This window comes from Flavobacterium sp. LMO8 (assembly GCF_009495755.1).
GTDB lineage: Bacteria > Bacteroidota > Bacteroidia > Flavobacteriales > Flavobacteriaceae > Flavobacterium.
This window is the reverse complement of record NZ_WIBJ01000006.1, coordinates 14,597-32,156: the sequence shown is the minus strand read 5'-3', so window position 1 is coordinate 32,156 and position 17,560 is coordinate 14,597. Positions and strand designations below refer to the sequence as shown.

At 31.3% G+C, this 17,560-nt stretch carries 15 protein-coding genes and 4 tRNA genes; 9 read left to right on the top strand and 10 right to left on the bottom strand.

Annotated features, from left to right (window positions below; translation table 11 throughout):
• Positions 1-3: 3 nt before the first annotated feature.
• The 4 genes from GFJ94_RS00505 to GFJ94_RS00490 are packed head-to-tail and all read left to right on the top strand — an operon-like array spanning position 4 to position 8,163.
• Positions 4-3,675, top strand: coding sequence for a 1-acyl-sn-glycerol-3-phosphate acyltransferase (locus tag GFJ94_RS00505; protein WP_153199350.1), 3,672 nt, complete (start codon positions 4-6; stop codon positions 3,673-3,675).
• Positions 3,676-3,680: 5 nt separating this feature from the next.
• Positions 3,681-5,198, top strand: a complete 1,518-nt coding sequence (locus GFJ94_RS00500; protein WP_162523758.1) for an NAD(P)/FAD-dependent oxidoreductase — start codon at positions 3,681-3,683, stop codon at positions 5,196-5,198.
• A 5-nt stretch (positions 5,199-5,203) separates the two neighbouring features.
• Complete coding sequence (locus GFJ94_RS00495; protein ID WP_153199348.1) at positions 5,204-6,877, top strand: C45 family peptidase; 1,674 nt, start codon at positions 5,204-5,206, stop codon at positions 6,875-6,877.
• Positions 6,874-8,163, top strand: coding sequence for a phenylacetate--CoA ligase family protein (locus GFJ94_RS00490; protein ID WP_153199346.1), 1,290 nt, complete (start codon positions 6,874-6,876; stop codon positions 8,161-8,163). Before GFJ94_RS00495 ends, GFJ94_RS00490 begins: the two co-directional genes overlap by 4 nt.
• Positions 8,164-8,168: 5 nt before the next feature.
• Here the strand turns inward: GFJ94_RS00490 and GFJ94_RS00485 are convergent, their stop codons facing one another.
• The 5 genes from GFJ94_RS00485 to GFJ94_RS00465 form a co-directional block, all read right to left on the bottom strand.
• Positions 8,169-8,798, bottom strand: a complete 630-nt coding sequence (locus GFJ94_RS00485) for a 4'-phosphopantetheinyl transferase superfamily protein (protein ID WP_153199344.1) — start codon at positions 8,796-8,798, stop codon at positions 8,169-8,171.
• 26 nt (positions 8,799-8,824) lie between these two features.
• Positions 8,825-8,907: transfer RNA gene (locus GFJ94_RS00480), tRNA-Leu, on the bottom strand.
• A 45-nt stretch (positions 8,908-8,952) separates the two neighbouring features.
• Positions 8,953-9,025 (bottom strand) — tRNA-Lys (locus tag GFJ94_RS00475).
• Positions 9,026-9,056: 31 nt separating this feature from the next.
• Positions 9,057-9,129 (bottom strand) — tRNA-Lys (locus tag GFJ94_RS00470).
• Positions 9,130-9,160: 31 nt separating this feature from the next.
• Positions 9,161-9,233: transfer RNA gene (locus tag GFJ94_RS00465), tRNA-Lys, on the bottom strand.
• A 128-nt stretch (positions 9,234-9,361) separates the two neighbouring features.
• Between GFJ94_RS00465 and GFJ94_RS00460 the strand changes: the two genes are divergently transcribed.
• On the top strand, positions 9,362-9,877 hold the full coding sequence (locus GFJ94_RS00460) for a shikimate kinase (protein ID WP_153199342.1): 516 nt from the start codon (positions 9,362-9,364) through the stop codon (positions 9,875-9,877).
• Here the strand turns inward: GFJ94_RS00460 and GFJ94_RS00455 are convergent.
• From GFJ94_RS00455 to GFJ94_RS00445, 3 genes are read right to left on the bottom strand one after another with little or no spacing between them, the layout of a single operon-like run.
• The gene (locus GFJ94_RS00455) at positions 9,869-10,363 is read right to left on the bottom strand and encodes a phosphoribosyltransferase family protein (protein ID WP_153199341.1); all 495 of its coding nucleotides are present in this window, start codon (positions 10,361-10,363) and stop codon (positions 9,869-9,871) included. The genes GFJ94_RS00460 and GFJ94_RS00455 overlap by 9 nt on opposite strands.
• Before the next feature lie 9 nt (positions 10,364-10,372).
• Complete coding sequence (locus GFJ94_RS00450) at positions 10,373-10,939, bottom strand: methyltransferase domain-containing protein (protein ID WP_153199339.1); 567 nt, start codon at positions 10,937-10,939, stop codon at positions 10,373-10,375.
• Positions 10,940-11,338, bottom strand: a complete 399-nt coding sequence (locus GFJ94_RS00445) for an RNA-binding S4 domain-containing protein (protein WP_153199337.1) — start codon at positions 11,336-11,338, stop codon at positions 10,940-10,942.
• Positions 11,339-11,418: 80 nt separating this feature from the next.
• Between GFJ94_RS00445 and GFJ94_RS00440 the strand changes: the two genes are divergently transcribed.
• Complete coding sequence (locus tag GFJ94_RS00440) at positions 11,419-12,318, top strand: FKBP-type peptidyl-prolyl cis-trans isomerase (protein ID WP_153199335.1); 900 nt, start codon at positions 11,419-11,421, stop codon at positions 12,316-12,318.
• Positions 12,319-12,366: 48 nt separating this feature from the next.
• Here the strand turns inward: GFJ94_RS00440 and GFJ94_RS00435 are convergent, their stop codons facing one another.
• A complete protein-coding gene (locus GFJ94_RS00435) occupies positions 12,367-13,320 on the bottom strand; it encodes a transketolase family protein (protein ID WP_153199333.1) in 954 nt (317 codons plus the stop codon).
• A gap of 72 nt (positions 13,321-13,392) precedes the next feature.
• Positions 13,393-14,238, bottom strand: a complete 846-nt coding sequence (locus GFJ94_RS00430; RefSeq protein WP_153199331.1) for a transketolase — start codon at positions 14,236-14,238, stop codon at positions 13,393-13,395.
• Positions 14,239-14,404: 166 nt separating this feature from the next.
• On the opposite strand from GFJ94_RS00430, the gene tgt reads away from it, so the two are divergent.
• Genes tgt through GFJ94_RS00415 form a run of 3 tightly spaced genes read left to right on the top strand, consistent with a single transcriptional unit; the run spans position 14,405 to position 17,507 of the window.
• Positions 14,405-15,535, top strand: a complete 1,131-nt coding sequence (gene tgt, locus GFJ94_RS00425; protein ID WP_133610747.1) for a tRNA guanosine(34) transglycosylase Tgt — start codon at positions 14,405-14,407, stop codon at positions 15,533-15,535.
• Positions 15,536-15,544: 9 nt separating this feature from the next.
• Complete coding sequence (locus tag GFJ94_RS00420) at positions 15,545-16,633, top strand: LptF/LptG family permease (protein ID WP_153199329.1); 1,089 nt, start codon at positions 15,545-15,547, stop codon at positions 16,631-16,633.
• Entirely contained in the window at positions 16,620-17,507 is an 888-nt protein-coding gene (locus tag GFJ94_RS00415; protein ID WP_153199327.1) for a DMT family transporter, read from the top strand. Before GFJ94_RS00420 ends, GFJ94_RS00415 begins: the two co-directional genes overlap by 14 nt.
• Positions 17,508-17,560 lie beyond the last annotated feature (53 nt).

Genomic DNA, 17,560 nt, shown 5'->3' with positions numbered 1-17,560 from the left:
AAAATGCATAAGTTTTTTATTAGGGTTCATTATTTTGTTCATAATAATAGATTGCTCTCATTAGCAACTGCATTTTTGTTTTTAATAGTGTTTGGTTTTTTTGCTTCAAAAATTAGATTTGAAGAGGATATTACCCGAATTATTCCAAAAAACGAAAACGTAGATGTTGCGACAAAAGTTTTAAAACAATTAAATTTTTCGGATAAAATTACTGTTATTATCGAAAAAGATAAAAATGGCTCAATTGATGATTTAACGCAAACCGCTACTGATTTTATTGATAGTTTACACACGTGCGAACCTTACATAAAAAATATTCAAGGAAAGGTTGACGATGAAAATATTCAGCAAACTTTTGATTTTGTTTACCAAAACTTGCCTTACTTTTTAGATGAAAACGATTATGCAACTTTAGATAAAAAGTTAACCAATGATAGCATTTCCAAACAAGTTGAAAGCAATTACAGAACTTTAATTTCTCCAACTGGAATAATTGCAAAAGATTTCATCGTGAACGATCCTTTGGGAATTTCGTTCATCGCACTAAAAAAACTTCAGCAATTAAGCATTGGCGATGATTTTATTTTAAAAGACGGATTCATAATTACTAAAGACGAATCAACACTTTTATTATTTATTAACCCAAAATTAAGCGGTAGTGAAACAGAAAAAAACACACTATTTGTCGATGAATTAAACCAAATTAAATCAAAATTCAATGAAGTAAATAGAGGCAAAGTTACTTTAGACTATTTTGGTTCTTCGTTCATTGCAGTTGCAAATGCCAAACAAATAAAAACCGATATTTTGACTACCATTTTAGCTTCATTAGGAACTTTAATGCTTATTTTAATTGTCTTTTATCGAAAATTACTCATTCCGGTTATTATTTTTATTCCAACCATTTTTGGAGTAGTTACTGCTATTGCTTGTTTGTATTTTATTAGAGGAACTATTTCTGCAATTTCATTAAGTGTTGGAGCTGTTTTGTTAGGAGTTACAATCGATTATTCGCTTCACATTCTCACGCATTATAAGAATAATAACGATTTAAAAACCGTTTATAAAGATATTACAATGCCATTAGTAATGAGTAGTACAACTACAGCTGTGGCATTTTTATGTTTGCTTTTTGTAAATTCAGAAGCATTAAAAGATTTAGGAATTTTTGCAGCAATTAGTGTTGTTGTATCCGCTTTTTTCTCTCTTTTGCTAATTCCGCATTTGTATAAACCTAAAAACAATACAATTCCAAAGGAAAATGTACTCGATAAATTGGCTGCTTTTTCGTTTGAAAACAATAAGATTTTAATTGGTGTAACTACTATTGTAATTATCATTTCGTTTTTTACGTTTGGAAAAGTTTCTTTCAACAACAATTTATCCGAATTAAATTTTATTCCAGATGAAATTAAGAAAACAGAAGAAAAGCTTGAAAAAAGAACCAATCTAACTTCAAAATCTATTTATTTGGCGGCTTACGGAAATTCTATTGAAGAAGCTATCCAAAACAATAGCAAACTTTTTGACAAACTTTCGACTGAAAAATCAGAGAATAAAATAATCAACTTTAGTTCTATTGGCGGAATTGTATTATCAAAAGAAGCTCAAGCTGAAAAACTACATTTGTGGAATACTTTCTGGACAGAAAATAAAAAGCAATTTGTTCAAAATGCACTTGTTTCTAACGGAAATTCAATTGGTTTTAAACCCACAATGCATCAAGGTTTTTACGATTTGTTAAATCAAAAATTTGAAGTATTAAGTTTTGACGATTACAAACAATTAAATGCACTTTTTTTAGATGAATTCGTTGCTTCTAAAAACGGATTTTATACTATAACTTCAGTTGCAAAAGTTTCAGACAATCAACGCGATACATTTGTGAATTATATTGATAGTAAATCCAATGTTTTAGCAATTGATAGACAACAAATGAATGAAACGTTTTTAGGAAAACTTCGAGACGATTTTAATTCATTAGTAAACTATTCTTTTATTGCCGTTGTTTTAATTCTTTTTGTGTTTTTTAGAAGAGCAGAATTAGTTATAGTAAGCACCATTCCAATTGTATTAACAGGTGTTGTAACCGCAGGTGTAATGTGGTTTTTTGAAATTCAGTTGAACATTTTTAGTACAATCGTTTGTACGCTAATTTTTGGTCATGGTGTCGATTTTAGTATTTTCATGACTAGTGCTTTACAAAAAGAATATACAACAGGTAAAAACGAAATGCCAACGTATAGAACTTCTATTATTTTAGCTGCTTTAACGACTATTTTGGCTATTGGAGCTTTGGTTTTTGCAAAACATCCTGCTTTAAAATCAATTTCATCAGTTTCATTAATTGGTGTTTTTGCTGCGTTATTAATTACGTTTATTTTCTATCCAATATTATTCCGCATTTGTTTCTTTAATCGAGTAAAAAAAGGGAAATCACCTATATCGTTGCGATTATTTGTTCATTCCACTTTATCGTTTTTATATTATGGTTTAGGTGGATTGTTTTTTTCGTTAATTGGGAAAATTATTCTCTTCTTAATTCCTGTTAATAAAGAAAAGAAAATGATGTGGTTTAGAATTATTATATCTAATTTCATGAAATCGGTGTTGTATTCTAATCCTTTTGCGAAGAAAAAAATTATAAATAATTATAAAGAAGATTTTAGTAAACCAGCGGTTATCATCTCAAATCATACTTCATTTTTAGATATTTTGGCAGTTGGAATGATAACGCCAAAAATGATTTATTTAGTAAATGATTGGGTTTATAATTCACCAATATTTGGTAGAGTTGTAAAACTAGCAGGTTATTATCCAGCTTCGCAAGGAATTGAAGGAAGTGTAGAGCATCTTCGAGATAAAATTGAAAAAGGCTATTCGTTAATGATTTTCCCAGAAGGAACGCGTTCTAATACAAATGAAATTGGACGTTTTTATAAAGGAGCGTTCTATTTAGCTGAACATTTTAATATTGATGTTTTACCTGTTTACATTCACGGAAATTCTGAAACTTTACCAAAAGGCGATCATATTATTTACGATGAAAGCATAACCGTTGTAATTGATAAAAGAATAAAAGCAGATGACACATCTTTCGGTGAAAATTATTCGCAACGAACAAAATCTATCAATAAATATTTTAGAACCGAATTCAATAAATTACGTTCAGATTTAGAAGATGAGAATTATTTTGAAAATAAATTGTTCCTAAGTTTCTTATATAAAGAAAGTGAAATTATTTCGGAAGTAAAATCAGATTTTTCAGCGAATAAAAGCAATTATTACAAGCTAAATTCTTTAATTAATCCAGAAGCAAAAATAGTTCATTTAGCTTCAGATTATGGTCAAATAGATTTTCTATTAAGCATGCAAGAGCCTAAAAGAAAAGTGAATTCTTTTATTTCAGACATAGAAAAAAGAGAAATTGCAAGTTCAAATTATTTGATAAAAAAATACAATATCAACTATGTTGATACTTTAGAAATTGATGATAAGAAGAATGATGTTTTATTAATTTCTAATCCAGATTTTAATTTTGAAGATATTCTGAATAACGTAAATAATTTTCAAACTGTAATTTTGTTCAATTGTTCTATATTATTGCATAAATTTGAACAAACTGGTTTTAAAATTAGTTCAAACGATGATAAAATTATTGTTTTAAAAAAATAAGATAAGTGAAAGATAAATACGATATAGTAATTGTTGGAAGTGGATTAGGCGGATTAGTTTCTTCTATTATCTTAGCAAAAGAAGGATACAAAGTTTGTGTCTTAGAAAAAAACAATCAATTTGGAGGAAATTTGCAAACTTTTGTGCGCGATAAAACCATTTTTGATACCGGAATTCATTACATAGGCGGTTTGTCTGAAGGTCAAAATTTACACCGATACTTCAAGTATTTAGGCATAATGGATGAATTACGATTGCATAAAATGGATGAAGATGCATTTGATGTTATTTCTTTTGAAGATACAAATGAAGAGTTTCCGCATGCACAAGGCTATGAAAATTTTGTAAATCAATTGCTTAAAGGTTTTCCTGATGAAAAAGAAGCTTTAGAAAAATATTGCAAATTCGTAGTTGATGTTTGCGATACTTTTCCACTTTATAATCTAAATGCAGAAGGTAAATATCAAAGTGAAATATTAGCATTAAATGCCAAAGACTGCATTGCAGAAATTACTAATAACGAAAAATTACAAGCCGTTTTAGCCGGAACTAATTTTTTATATGCGGGAATTCCTGATAAATCTCCTTTTTACGTGCATGCGTTATCTGTAAATTCATACATACAAAGTTCGTGGCGTTGTGTTAATGGTGGTAGTCAAATTACCAAACAATTAATCAAGCAATTAAAAAAGTATGGTGGAGAAATCTACAAATACAAAGATGTTGCGAAATTTGAAGTTGAAGATAATAAAGTAGTATCAGTAGTAACAAAAAAAAATGAGGTTATTAAAGCTGATTTATTTATCTCTAATATCGATCCAAAAGCAACTCTAAAAATGGTTGGTTTGTCTCATTTTAGAAAATCTTATTATGAGCGAATTGATAAATTAGAAAGTGTTATTTCGGCCTTTAGTTTATATATTGTTTTTAAACCCAATACGTTCAAATATTTGAATTATAACTATTATCATTTTAAAAATTCGAATGACGTTTGGATCGCATACGAATATGATGAAAATTCATGGCCAAAAGCCTATATGGCTTCAATGAACTATTCAGGTAAAAATGGTGATTGGGCAGAAGGAATGACTTTTATTACTTACATGAAATATGAAGATGTAAAAGAATGGGAGGAAACCTTTAATACAACTTCAGAAAAAAGCGATAGAGGAATAAGCTACGAAGAATTTAAAGCACAAAAAACCGAAAAATTTCTAAACGAAATTGAAATTAAATTTCCAAATATTAGAAGTTGTATTCAATCTATTCATACTTCTACACCACTTTCTTACAGAGATTACATTGGTGGAAATAGTGGAAATATGTATGGTTACGTTAAAGATTGTAATAATCCAATGTTAACTTTTATTGCACCTAAAACCAAATTAGACAATTTATATCTAACAGGTCAAAGTATTAATATGCATGGTGTTTTGGGCGTTACAATTGGAGCTGTTTTAACTTGTTCGGAAATTGTTGGAAAAGAATATTTGGTAGACAAAATAAATCAAGAAACGAAGTAAGCATTATGAAGAGTAGAATTGCTTTTCTTTTTTATTCAGCGGTTGTTTTTTTATTGATGGTTTCCTGTGGAATTTCAAAATCATTAAAACATCAACCAATTACTGCTGGATATGATCAAACAATTCCGGTTGTAGATAAAAAAGCAGCTACATTATTTGTATCTGGAAACAATTCGTTACTTAAAAACAAACACCAACTTTGGGAACTATATGTTGAAGGCGACCCATTGCAAGTTGGATTAATTTCTGGAGCATTAACCGATTCTTTATTAAAAAAGCAAGAAACTATTTTCTTCTCAAAAATCAAAGATTTAGTTCCATCAGAATCCAAACAAAAATTCCTGCGTTTCTTTTTAAAATGGTACAATCGAAAGTTATATCTAAACATTCCTGAAGAATACAAAACAGAAATTTACGGCTATTCAAGATATTCTTCAAAAGATTTTGATGCTATTGCGCCCGCATATTTGCGTAGTTTGTATTTGCATGGCGCACACGATATTGGTCACGCTTTGCAAGATTTAGCATTAGTAGGTTGTTCTTCTTTTGCCGCTTGGGATTCAAAATCAGAAGATGGAAATTTAATTTTAGGAAGAAATTTCGATTTCTATGCCGGAGATGATTTTGCCAAAGACAAAGTAATTGCTTTTATAAAACCCACTCAGGGAAATCCGTTTATGATATACACTTGGGCAGGAATGACAGGAGCCGTTTCAGGAATGAATACAAAAGGATTAACGATTACTATAAATGCAGGAAAATCAAAAATTCCTTTTATTGCAAAAACACCAATATCGGTTTTAGCTCGAGAAATTTTACAATACGCTTCTTCAATTGATGAAGCCATTGCCATTGCTAAAAAACGAAAGGTTTTTGTTTCTGAATCCATTATGGTGGGAAGCGCAGCTGATAACAAAGCAATTCTTATTGAAGTTTCGCCTAATAATTTTGGAGTTTTTGATGTGCCAAATAGCAATCAAATTATTTGTTCTAATCATTTTCAAAGTGAAGAATTAAAAAATGATAAACGAAATAAAGACCAAATTAGAGGCAGTCATTCTAAATACAGATTTGATAAAATGACGGAATTATTCGATAATAATCCAAAAATAAATCCAACAATTGCTGCAGAAATTTTAAGAAACACTAAAGGCTTAAACGATAAAGAAATTGGATACGGAAATGAAAAAGCGCTCAATCAGTTATTAGCGCATCATGGAATTATCTTTAAACCAAAAGAATTGTTGGTTTGGGTATCAGCAAATCCTTATCAATTAGGCAAATTTGTTTGTTATGATTTAAATCAAATTTTTAATGAAACTAGAGATAAAAATAGCTTCGAATCATTTGAACGCGCTGATTTATCAATAGCAAAAGACCCATTTTTGGAAACAGAAGAATACAAAAAATACGAGCAATTTAGAATTGAAGATGCCAAAATGGATTCAGCTTTAAATGAAAAGAAAAGCATCGATTCAAATCAAATTAAGGAATATCAGTATTTAAATCCGTATTTTTGGATAGTTTATTACAAAGCAGGTTTATACTTTTACAACAATAAAGATTTCGCTCAAGCTAAAACCCAATTTGAAAAGGCTTTACACTGCGAAATAACGACCTTAACAAGTAAAGTTCAGGTTGAAAAATATTTAAAAAAATCAATAAAGAAACTGAAATGATACCACATATTGAAAAACAAACAACAGCTGAAATTAAAGCATTTCAAGAATTGAAATTGCAGGAAGTTTTGCAATATGTAAGTGCAAATTCGGTTTATTATCAAAATTTATTTCAAGAGCATAATATTGATATTTCTAAAATAAATACTTTAGAAGATTTACAACTAATTCCAACAACTACAAAGGAAGATTTACAGCGAAATAACGATGATTTTATGTGTGTTCCAACGCATAAAATAATTGATTTTGCAACAACTTCTGGAACTTTAGGTGATCCTGTAACTTTTGGATTAACCGATAACGATTTAGATAGATTAGCTTATAATGAAGCGATTTCGTTTGATTGTGCTGGAATAAAAGAAGGCGACATTGTGCAACTCATGACCACAATGGACAGAAGGTTTATGGCTGGTTTAGCCTACTTTCTGGGTCTTAGAAAAATGAAAGTAGGAGTAATTAGAGTAGGAGCAGGTATCCCAGAATTACAATGGGATTCTATTTTAAAATACAAGCCAACGTATTTAATTACAGTTCCATCATTTCTTCTAAAGCTTATTGAATACGCAGATTCTCATGGAATCGATTATAATAATTTAGGAATTAAAGGCGCAATTTGTATTGGAGAATCGTTGCGTAATCAAGATTTTTCAAATTCTATTTTGGCAGATAAAATTACTAGCAAATGGAATATCAAACTTTTCTCAACCTACGCTTCTACCGAAATGAGCACCGCTTTTACAGAATGCGAGCATGGAGTAGGAGGTCATCATCATCCAGAATTGATTATTGTTGAAGTTTTAGACGACGAAAATAAGCCTGTTAAAGAAGGAGAAAGTGGCGAACTTACAATTACTACTATTGGCGTTGAAGCAATGCCTTTAATTCGCTTTAAAACAGGTGATATTGTTAAGTTGCATACAAACTCTTGTGCGTGTGGAAGAAATACACTTCGTGTTGGACCAGTTGTGGGAAGAAAACAACAAATGATAAAATACAAAGGCACTACTTTGTATCCGCCAGCAATGAATGACGTATTGAATGATTTTGGAGCTATTGATAACTACTTAATTCAAATTTATACCAATGATTTAGGTACGGATGAAATCGTAATTAAAATAGCGGTTAATTCGCCTACAGAAGAGTTCTTAACTGAAGTTAAAGATCATTTTAGAGCTAAATTGCGCGTTACACCAAAAATTGAATTTGTTTCTAAAGAGATTCTTAATCCAATTGTCTTTAATCCGATGAACAGAAAACCAACGCGTTTTGTAGATTTAAGAAAGTAATTTTATTATTCAATTACGTAGGCTAAAACATAGTTTTCTATAGTTTCAAGGTGGATTGTATAACTATTTTTTTTGTTATTAATCTCAACATTCGCAATGCATGAATTTTCATTTACTTGAAAAGGTTGTATTGAAATGTTTTCTTTAAAACTAACATCATTTTCTGGAATTAACTTAAATAAAGCTTCTTTTATTGCCCAACCAAAAGTGGTTAGTGTAATTGCACTTTCCTTATTTTCTTTAGTATTCAGAATGAAATCTTCATTAAAAAGCAACGAAATATTTTTCAGAATTTTTTCGTTTTTTAATTCGATGTCAATACCAACATTATTATCACTAATAATTATACAAGCAAATCCATGAGAGTGTGAAATCGATATGTTTTTACCGTTCTTTAGAAGTGGTTTTCCAAAAGAATCATAATATAAATCAGAATCTGTATAGCTGATTTCTTTTAATAGCTTTCTAACGGCTAAAAAACCTTTTATATGGCTTTCAGATTTCATTTTAACCAATCGATTGGTAGAAATTTCAGTAAGAAGAAGATGTTGTTTTAAATCGGCAATCTCTTCATTTATTTTCCATAAATAAATAGAAGTATTGTTTGGAAGTATAATTTCTTTAAAAAATGGCATTAAACGTATTATTCAAAGATTAAAAGTGACCAAGGAGGGATTTGAACCCTCACGCCCTTACGAGCACCACCCCCTCAAGATGGCGAGTCTACCGTTTCTCCACTTGGCCTTAAAACAACAAAGACGTTGCAGTGCAACGTCTTTTAGATTTTTGTGACCTGGCTGGGGCTCGAACCCAGGACCCCATCATTAAAAGTGATGTGCTCTACCAACTGAGCTACCAAGTCGTAGCAATCAAGAAAAGTTTTTTTGTTTTTGTGACCTGGCTGGGGCTCGAACCCAGGACCCCATCATTAAAAGTGATGTGCTCTACCAACTGAGCTACCAAGTCGTAGCAATCAAGAAAAGTTTTTTTGTTTTTGTGACCTGGCTGGGGCTCGAACCCAGGACCCCATCATTAAAAGTGATGTGCTCTACCAACTGAGCTACCAAGTCATTTATTTCCTTGAATGCGGGTGCAAATATATAAACATTTATTTAGTTTGCAATGGTAATTTATTATAAATTTGTCTTTTTTTAAAATTAATTTCTTAACCCTTTAATTTTTAAGGGATTATTTATTTATGAAAATAGTATTGTTAGGTTACATGGGTTGTGGTAAGTCGGTAATTGGTGATTTTTTAGCAAAAAAGTTACAACTATCTTTCTATGATTTGGATGAAGAAATTGAAAAAGTAACTCAAAGTTCTATTTCTGAATTGTTTCAAACCAAAGGAGAAATTTACTTTAGAAAAAAAGAAAATGAAGTCTTGAAAAATTTTCTAAACAAGCAAGAAAATTTCGTTTTGAGTTTAGGTGGAGGAGCACCTTGTTACTTTAATAATCATGAATTGTTGCAACAAGATGACATTTTTTCAATATACTTAAAAGCTTCTACGGATACTTTGGTTAATCGATTGATTAACGAAAAAGACAAGCGTCCGTTATTGCACAATCAAGATGAGGTTTCTTTGAAAGATTTTATCAACAAGCATTTATTCGACCGAAACTTTTATTATCATCAAGCTACTAAAATAGTAACAATTGATAATAAGTCGGTAGAGCAAATTGCAAATGAAATAGAAACTTTATTAACTTAAATAAGCGTACGAGTTATTTTCTTCAAAAACGACTTGAATATGTTCTTGTAAAGAAGTAGATAATGAAATTCCTTTAAAGTCGGCTTTAACAGGATATTTTTTATGGTTTCTATCTACTAAAACTGCAGTTTTAAATTTACTTAATGGTACTTCTAAAAAGTGTTTTACACCATAAATTAGTGTAGTGCCTGTGCTTAATACATCATCAATTAAAACCAATGCTTTATTTTGATATTCGGCTGATGTAATTGAGGTATTTACAGGAGATTGCGGATTTTGTTTATTAATTTTAACTTCACAAAGCGTCACTTTTAAATCAGAAATCAAAGCTAATTCTGCTGCTATTTTTTGAGCAAATAGGTAGCCGTTGTTAGCAATTCCAGCTAAAATAACTTCTTCTTCATTAACAAAAGTTTCGAAGATTTGGTAAGCAATTCGTTTGGTTTTGTGTGCAATTTCTTTGTGCGTTAAAATAATATTTTCCATGTGTTGTTGTTATTTGACCTCAAAGATAAAAAAGAGTTCTTTATTTTCTCGTGGCTTTATAGAATTATATGAGCGTTCTAGTTTTTTAATTTCAAATTTTGGAGTAAATCGGTTGATATATTCTTCTTTTGAACCTCCAAATGGCGGACCTTCAGTAGTTAATGGAAAATCAAAAAGCAATCCTGCTAATTTTCCTTTCGGAAGTAAAAGCTCTGCCATTTTTTCGACATATTGAGGTCTTATTTCGGGTGGTATAGCACAAAAAAATGTTTGCTCTAAGATTAAATCAAAAGTAGTTTCTAATGTAAAGAAATCTGCATGTATCAAATGTGAAGCAAACTCTGGTTTTCTTTTTTTGATGTTTTCTAAAGGCGTTTCAGCAATATCAATAACATACACATTTTGAAACCCTTTTTTAATTAAATAGTCAAATTCATAACCATTTCCGGCTCCAGGAATTAGAATTTTTAGATTCTTATTGGTCAATTGATCAATATATTCTTTTATTGGACTAGTAATTTGACCTGCGTCCCAACCCGTTTCTCCTTTTTTATAGCGTTCTTCCCAGTAATTCATTTATTCGGTTTTATTGGTATCATCGGTTTCATCACTTTCCCATAAATAATCGTCGATTTCTCTTCTATCTTTTTTAGTAGGTCTTCCAGTTCCGTTGGCTCTGTAATGTTCTTTCGACAATTTTAGTAATTCTAGATGTTCAAAAGCTTCTTTTGGAGTTTCATCTTTTCGGTACATGTCGACCAATTTTGCACCCAAGCGATTTTGAGGCATATCTAAAATGGTTAATTTGTAGTTGATTTGGTCTTTGCGAAGTGTAATTTTATCTGTTGGAAAAACTTCTCTTGAAGCCTTCGCCACCTGACCATTAACGGTTATATGCCCTTTTTTTACAGCTTCAGTAGCTATACTTCGAGTCTTATAATACCGTAAACACCATAAAAGTTTATCTATTCGCATAATATAATTCAAAAAACCATGTTAATATTTCTACAAAAATAAATGAAAATTGTATCTTGCGCCCTATAAATTAAATAAAAATGAAAAGCCTTTTAAAAATAGTACTTTTGTTATTAGTTGCAACTACTTTTCTTGCTTGTCCGTCTGATGATAATGGACCACAAGTTACACCTGCAAGACCATATGAGGAGGTTTATTTAGAAGATTTGCCTAAAATTGAAGAGTTTCTTCAAACTCATTATGTTACAATTGATTCGGATTATAACACTGAATTTTTTGAAATTCCTGAAGGTGGAACTCAGACTGCAATTTGGGATATGCCTGAATTAATACGTAATTATGAAGTTACTTTTCATGATATTACTTATAAGTTATACTATCTTAATTTAAGAGAGGGAATAGGCGAAAGTCCAACACGTGTAGATTCTTCTTTTGTTTCTTACAAAGGGAATTTAATTTCTGATGTTTCAATTACATTTGATGAGTCTATAACTCCAGTTTGGTTTCCATTGGAAGATGTTGTTAGAGGCTGGGGAGAAATTATACCAAAGTTTAAAACAGGGACTAATGTAGTAAACTCAGATGGCACAATTACATTTAATGATTATGGAGCAGGCGTTATGTTTTTACCTTCTGGTTTAGGTTATTTTAATACTGCTACAGGAAATATACCCTCATATTCTCCGTTAATTTTTAATTTTAAGTTGTATAATTTGCGATATAGAGACCATGATAGAGATGAAATACTCTCAAAATATGAATATAGAGCTGAAGATGATAATTTTAATTTAGAAGCAGATGATACTGATGGTGATGATATACCAGACTATTTAGATGGAGATGATGATGGAGATGGTAGACTAACAAAGTATGAAATTGAAATTAGTTCAGGAGTTTACTATGATTTTGTTAATATTCCAACTTGTTCTGGAGGAGGCAATGGTAAAAAGAAACATTTAGATCCGTTTTGTAGATTTTAATAAAAAAAAAATCTCGGTTAATACCGAGATTTTTTTTTTATTAAAATATCATTTTCTTTTGATGACTCTTTCTACAGCTTCCACAATCGCTTGATTGTTTAATTTGTATTTTTCCATTAATTGGTCTGGTGTTCCACTTTCTCCAAAGCTGTCGTTTACCGCTACAAATTCTTGTGGTACCAAATGATTTTGAACTAATGTTCTAGAAACACTTTCTCCTAAACCACCAATTATATTATGTTCTTCCGCTGTAACCACACAACCTGTTTTCTTCACTGATTTTAAAATTGCTTCTTCATCTAATGGTTTAATCGTATGAATGTTAATTACTTCTGCCGAAATCCCTTTTGCTTCTAACGCTTCTGCTGCAATTAATGCTTCCCAAACTAAATGTCCAGTTGCAATAATCGTAACGTCTGTTCCTTCGTTTAACATAATGGCTTTTCCAATTACGAAAGGTTCGTCAGCTGGCATAAAGTTAGGCACTACTGGACGACCAAAACGTAAATAAGCTGGTCCATGATGATCTGCTAAAGCAATAGTTGCTGCTTTCGTTTGGTTGTAATCACAAGTGTTTATAACGGTCATTCCAGGTAACATTTTCATCAAACCGATGTCTTCTAAGATTTGGTGAGTTGCTCCATCTTCTCCAAGGGTTAATCCTGCGTGAGAGGCACAAATTTTCACATTTTTATCTGAATACGCTACTGATTGACGAATTTGATCGTAAACTCTTCCAGTAGAAAAGTTAGCGAAAGTTCCTGTAAAAGGAATTTTTCCACCAATAGTTAATCCAGCTGCAATTCCAATCATGTTGGCTTCTGCAATTCCAATTTGGAAGAAACGCTCTGGGTGGTTTTTCTTGAAATCATCAAATTTTAATGACCCAATTAAATCCGCACAAAGTGCTACTACGTTTTCGTTTTTTTGACCTAATTCTGTCATTCCAGCTCCAAATCCCGAACGGGTATCTTTACTGCCTGTGTTGGTATATTTTTTCATTTGTTTTTAAATTTAACTGTATTCAACGGAATACTTTTAACTGAACACTTTTAACTGAACACTGAACACTAATTAATAGTCTCCTAAAGTTTCAACATTTTGTGCTAAACCTTTTGCTAATTGCTCATCATTTGGCGCTTTTCCGTGCCAAGCGTGTGTGTGCATCATAAAATCTACACCATTACCCATTTCGGTATGCAATAAAATACAAACCGGTTTTCCGTTACCTGATTTTGATTTTGCATCAGCTAAACCAGCTTTGATAGCGTCGATGTTGTTTCCTTCTTTGATTTCTAATACAATCCAATCAAATGCTTCAAACTTCGCTTTTACGCTTCCCATTGCTAAAACTTCGTCTGTAGTTCCGTCGATTTGTTTTCCGTTTAAGTCGATAGTCGCAATTAAGTTGTCTACTTTTTTAGCTGAAGCATACATAATCGCTTCCCAGTTTTGTCCTTCTTGTAATTCACCATCACCTAAAAGAGCAAAAACCAAATGGTTGTCGTTGTTCAATTTCTTAGCTTGTGCAGCTCCAATGGCAACCGACATTCCTTGTCCTAATGAACCCGAAGCCATTCTGATTCCAGGTAAACCTTCATGAGTTGTAGGGTGACCTTGTAATCTTGAATTTAATTTTCTGAATGTTGCTAATTCAGCTACTGGAAAGTATCCACTTCTAGCTAAAACACTGTAAAAAACAGGAGAAATATGTCCGTTTGATAAGAAGAATAAATCTTCACCAATTCCGTTCATATCAAAACCTTCGTTACGTTTCATAACGTCTTGGTAAAGGGTAACCAAAAACTCAGCACATCCCAAAGAACCTCCTGGGTGACCTGAATTTACGGCATGAACCATACGAAGAATATCTCTTCGAACTTGTGTTGTAAAATCTTGTAGTTGTTGTGTGTTAGACATTATAAAAGATATATGTGTTAATTAGGTGCAAAAGTAATTTTATTTTTTTGGTGGTACAAATCATTTTGTTAGAAGTTATTAATAATCAGTGTTAATCATAAATAATTCTAAATTCCAATTTCTAAATTCTAAAATAAATTATCTTTGCGGTTCGTAAAAGCACAATATGAAGTTTGATTTAATTACCAAAGACCCTAAAAGTAAAGCCAGAGCTGGAAAAATAACTACCGATCATGGTGTTATTGAAACCCCAATTTTTATGCCTGTAGGAACCGTTGCTTCTGTAAAAGGAGTACACCAACGCGAGCTAAGAGATGATATTAATCCAGATATTATTTTAGGAAACACTTATCATTTATATTTAAGACCTCAAACTAAAATTTTAGAAGCTGCTGGAGGTTTACATAAATTCATGAATTGGGATAGAAATATTTTGACCGATTCTGGAGGCTATCAAGTGTATTCGCTTTCTTCGAATAGAAAAATTAAAGAAGAAGGAGTAAAATTCAAATCTCATATTGATGGTTCGTATCATTTCTTTTCACCGGAAAATGTAATGGAAATTCAACGTACCATTGGTGCTGATATCATTATGGCTTTCGACGAATGTACACCATATCCGTGCGATTATCGTTACGCAAAGCGTTCGATGCATATGACGCACCGTTGGTTAGACAGATGTATCAATCATTTAGAAAAGTTACCTTTTAAATACGGTTACGAACAAACGTTTTTTCCTATTGTTCAAGGAAGTACTTATAAAGATTTAAGAGAACAATCGGCAGAATATATTGCAAATGCAGGCGCTCAAGGAAATGCTATTGGAGGACTTTCAGTAGGAGAACCAGCTGAAGAAATGTACGCAATGACCGAAATTGTTACGGCAATTCTTCCAGAAGACAAACCAAGATATTTAATGGGTGTGGGAACGCCAATTAATATTTTAGAAAATATTGCGTTAGGAATTGATATGTTTGATTGTGTGATGCCAACGCGTAACGCCAGAAACGGAATGTTATTCACTGCTCACGGAACAATGAATATGAAAAACAAAAAGTGGGAAGCCGATTTTTCGCCAATTGACGAAATGGGACACACTTGGGTAGATACAGAATATTCAAAAGCATATCTTAGACACTTGTTTGCAGCAGATGAATTCTTAGGAAAACAAATTGCAACCATTCATAATTTAGGTTTTTACATGTGGTTAGTGCGCGAAGCAAGAAGACAAATTATAGCAGGAACATTTAGAGAATGGAAAGATAAAATGGTGATTCAAATGAGTCAACGATTATAAATTCAGCCAATGAAAATAATAGATAAATACATTTTAAAACGCTATTTGGTCACTTTTTCGGTTATGTTGATTATGTTTATTCCAATTGGAATTACAATTGATGTTTCGGAAAAAGTAAACAAAATGATCGAAAAGAAAATTCCGTTAAAGGATATTTTAATTTATTATGGTGATTTTACCGTGTATTTTGCTAATTTATTATTTCCAATTTTTTTATTCTTATCGATTATTTGGTTTACCTCGAAATTAGCAAACAATACCGAAATTATTGCCATTTTGAGTTCTGGAATTTCGTTTGGTCGATTCTTGCGTCCTTTTATGTATGGAGCTGTAATTGTTTCGGTTTTCGCTTTGTTAATGGGATTCTTTTTAGTACCAAAGGCAAGTAAAGGATTTAATGATTTTAGATATGAAAACTTAAAAAACAACTCTAAAACCAGAGAAACTACAGATGTTTTTAGGCAGATTAAAAAGGAAGGTAAAATAGAAGAGAATATTTACGTAAGTAATTACAATTATTTATCGCAAACAGGTTTTAATTTTACGTTTGAAAAATTTCAAGATAATATATTGGTTGAAAAAGTTACTGCTAATAGAATTCGTTATAATGAAGTGACAAAAAAGTATATGTTGTACGGATATAATAAGAGAATTGTTGGCGAAACTAATGACCAATTAACTTCTTCCGAAAAAATAACAGTAGCTTACAATTTTGAACCGGATGATTTAACACCGGTAATTTATGTAGCTGAAACGATGACAATTGGTCAATTAAACTCGTTTATTAATAAAGAAAGAGCTAGAGGAAACGGAAATATCAATACTTATTTGGTAGTTTTTTACAAGAAATTTAGTTTACCAATTTCTGCTTTTATTCTAACTATTATTGCAGTTGCCGTTTCTTCTATGAAGCGTAGAGGTGGAATGGGAATTAATCTAGCCATCGGAATTGTTATCGCTTTTACTTTTATCTTCTTCGATAAAGTTTTCGGAACTTTAGCTGAAAAATCGAGTATTCCTCCGTTTTTAGCTGTATGGTTTCCAAATATTGTTTTTGGAATTTTAGCAGCCTACTTACTTCGCAATGCAAAACGATAATTTAAAAAGTTATTTACATCTTCATGTAATTGTATTTATTTGGGGATTTACCGCTATTCTTGGAAAATTAATTTCGTTAGAAGCTTTAGATTTGGTATGGTATCGCATGCTTTTTGCATCGGTAATTATGACTTTTGTAGTGCTTTTCAATAAAGAAAAAATTAAAGTTCCATTCAATGTTTTAATTGGATTTATAGTTTCCGGAATTATTATAGCTGCACATTGGCTTACGTTTTACCAAGCAATTAAAGTTTCTAATGTGTCGATAACCTTGGCCTGTTTGTCAACAGGTGCTTTTTTTGCTTCTATTTTAGAACCTATTTTTTATAAGAGAAAAGTTATTTGGTACGAGTTGCTTTTTGGAATCATAGTAGTGGTAGGATTAGGAATTATTTTCAATGTAGAAACCAAATATACCACCGGAATTTACTTAGCCGTAACATCAGCATTTTTATCAGCTTTGTTTTCAGTTATTAATGGTAAATACGCTAAAGAATACGATCCGAATATCATTTCACTTTACGAATTATCGAGCGGTGTTTTCTTCATAAGTATTTACTTGTTTTTTGCAGGAAGTTTTACACCTGCTTTCTTTGCGCTTTCTGTAAACGATTTAATATGGTTATTTTTATTATCATCAATTTGTACAGCTTATGCCTTTTCAGCATCGGTAAAAGTGATGAAATTTTTAAGTCCGTTTACAGTAATGTTAACCATAAATTTAGAACCTATTTACGGAATCATTTTAGCCTTACTAATTTTCAAAGATGGGGAAGAAATGTCGCCTCTGTTTTATGTAGGTGCTTTAATTATTTTAGCAACTGTTATTGCTAACGGAATTGTAAAAAGTTATAAAAAAGTTACAACTAATTAACGATAAGTTTACCAAAGTTAATTGAAAATTTTATCTTTGTCACAACAAACACA

Coding starts and splice junctions, on each gene's coding strand:
- GFJ94_RS00495 (WP_153199348.1), top strand. CDS start 5,204: ATGAAGAGTAGAATTGCTTTTCTTTTTTATTCAGCGGTTGTTTTTTTA.
- GFJ94_RS00430 (WP_153199331.1), bottom strand. CDS start 14,238: ATGTCTAACACACAACAACTACAAGATTTTACAACACAAGTTCGAAGA.
- GFJ94_RS00450 (WP_153199339.1), bottom strand. CDS start 10,939: ATGAATTACTGGGAAGAACGCTATAAAAAAGGAGAAACGGGTTGGGAC.
- GFJ94_RS00505 (WP_153199350.1), top strand. CDS start 4: ATGCATAAGTTTTTTATTAGGGTTCATTATTTTGTTCATAATAATAGA.
- GFJ94_RS00445 (WP_153199337.1), bottom strand. CDS start 11,338: ATGCGAATAGATAAACTTTTATGGTGTTTACGGTATTATAAGACTCGA.
- GFJ94_RS00455 (WP_153199341.1), bottom strand. CDS start 10,363: ATGGAAAATATTATTTTAACGCACAAAGAAATTGCACACAAAACCAAA.
- GFJ94_RS00420 (WP_153199329.1), top strand. CDS start 15,545: ATGAAAATAATAGATAAATACATTTTAAAACGCTATTTGGTCACTTTT.
- GFJ94_RS00415 (WP_153199327.1), top strand. CDS start 16,620: ATGCAAAACGATAATTTAAAAAGTTATTTACATCTTCATGTAATTGTA.
- tgt (WP_133610747.1), top strand. CDS start 14,405: ATGAAGTTTGATTTAATTACCAAAGACCCTAAAAGTAAAGCCAGAGCT.
- GFJ94_RS00490 (WP_153199346.1), top strand. CDS start 6,874: ATGATACCACATATTGAAAAACAAACAACAGCTGAAATTAAAGCATTT.
- GFJ94_RS00435 (WP_153199333.1), bottom strand. CDS start 13,320: ATGAAAAAATATACCAACACAGGCAGTAAAGATACCCGTTCGGGATTT.
- GFJ94_RS00460 (WP_153199342.1), top strand. CDS start 9,362: ATGAAAATAGTATTGTTAGGTTACATGGGTTGTGGTAAGTCGGTAATT.
- GFJ94_RS00485 (WP_153199344.1), bottom strand. CDS start 8,798: ATGCCATTTTTTAAAGAAATTATACTTCCAAACAATACTTCTATTTAT.
- GFJ94_RS00440 (WP_153199335.1), top strand. CDS start 11,419: ATGAAAAGCCTTTTAAAAATAGTACTTTTGTTATTAGTTGCAACTACT.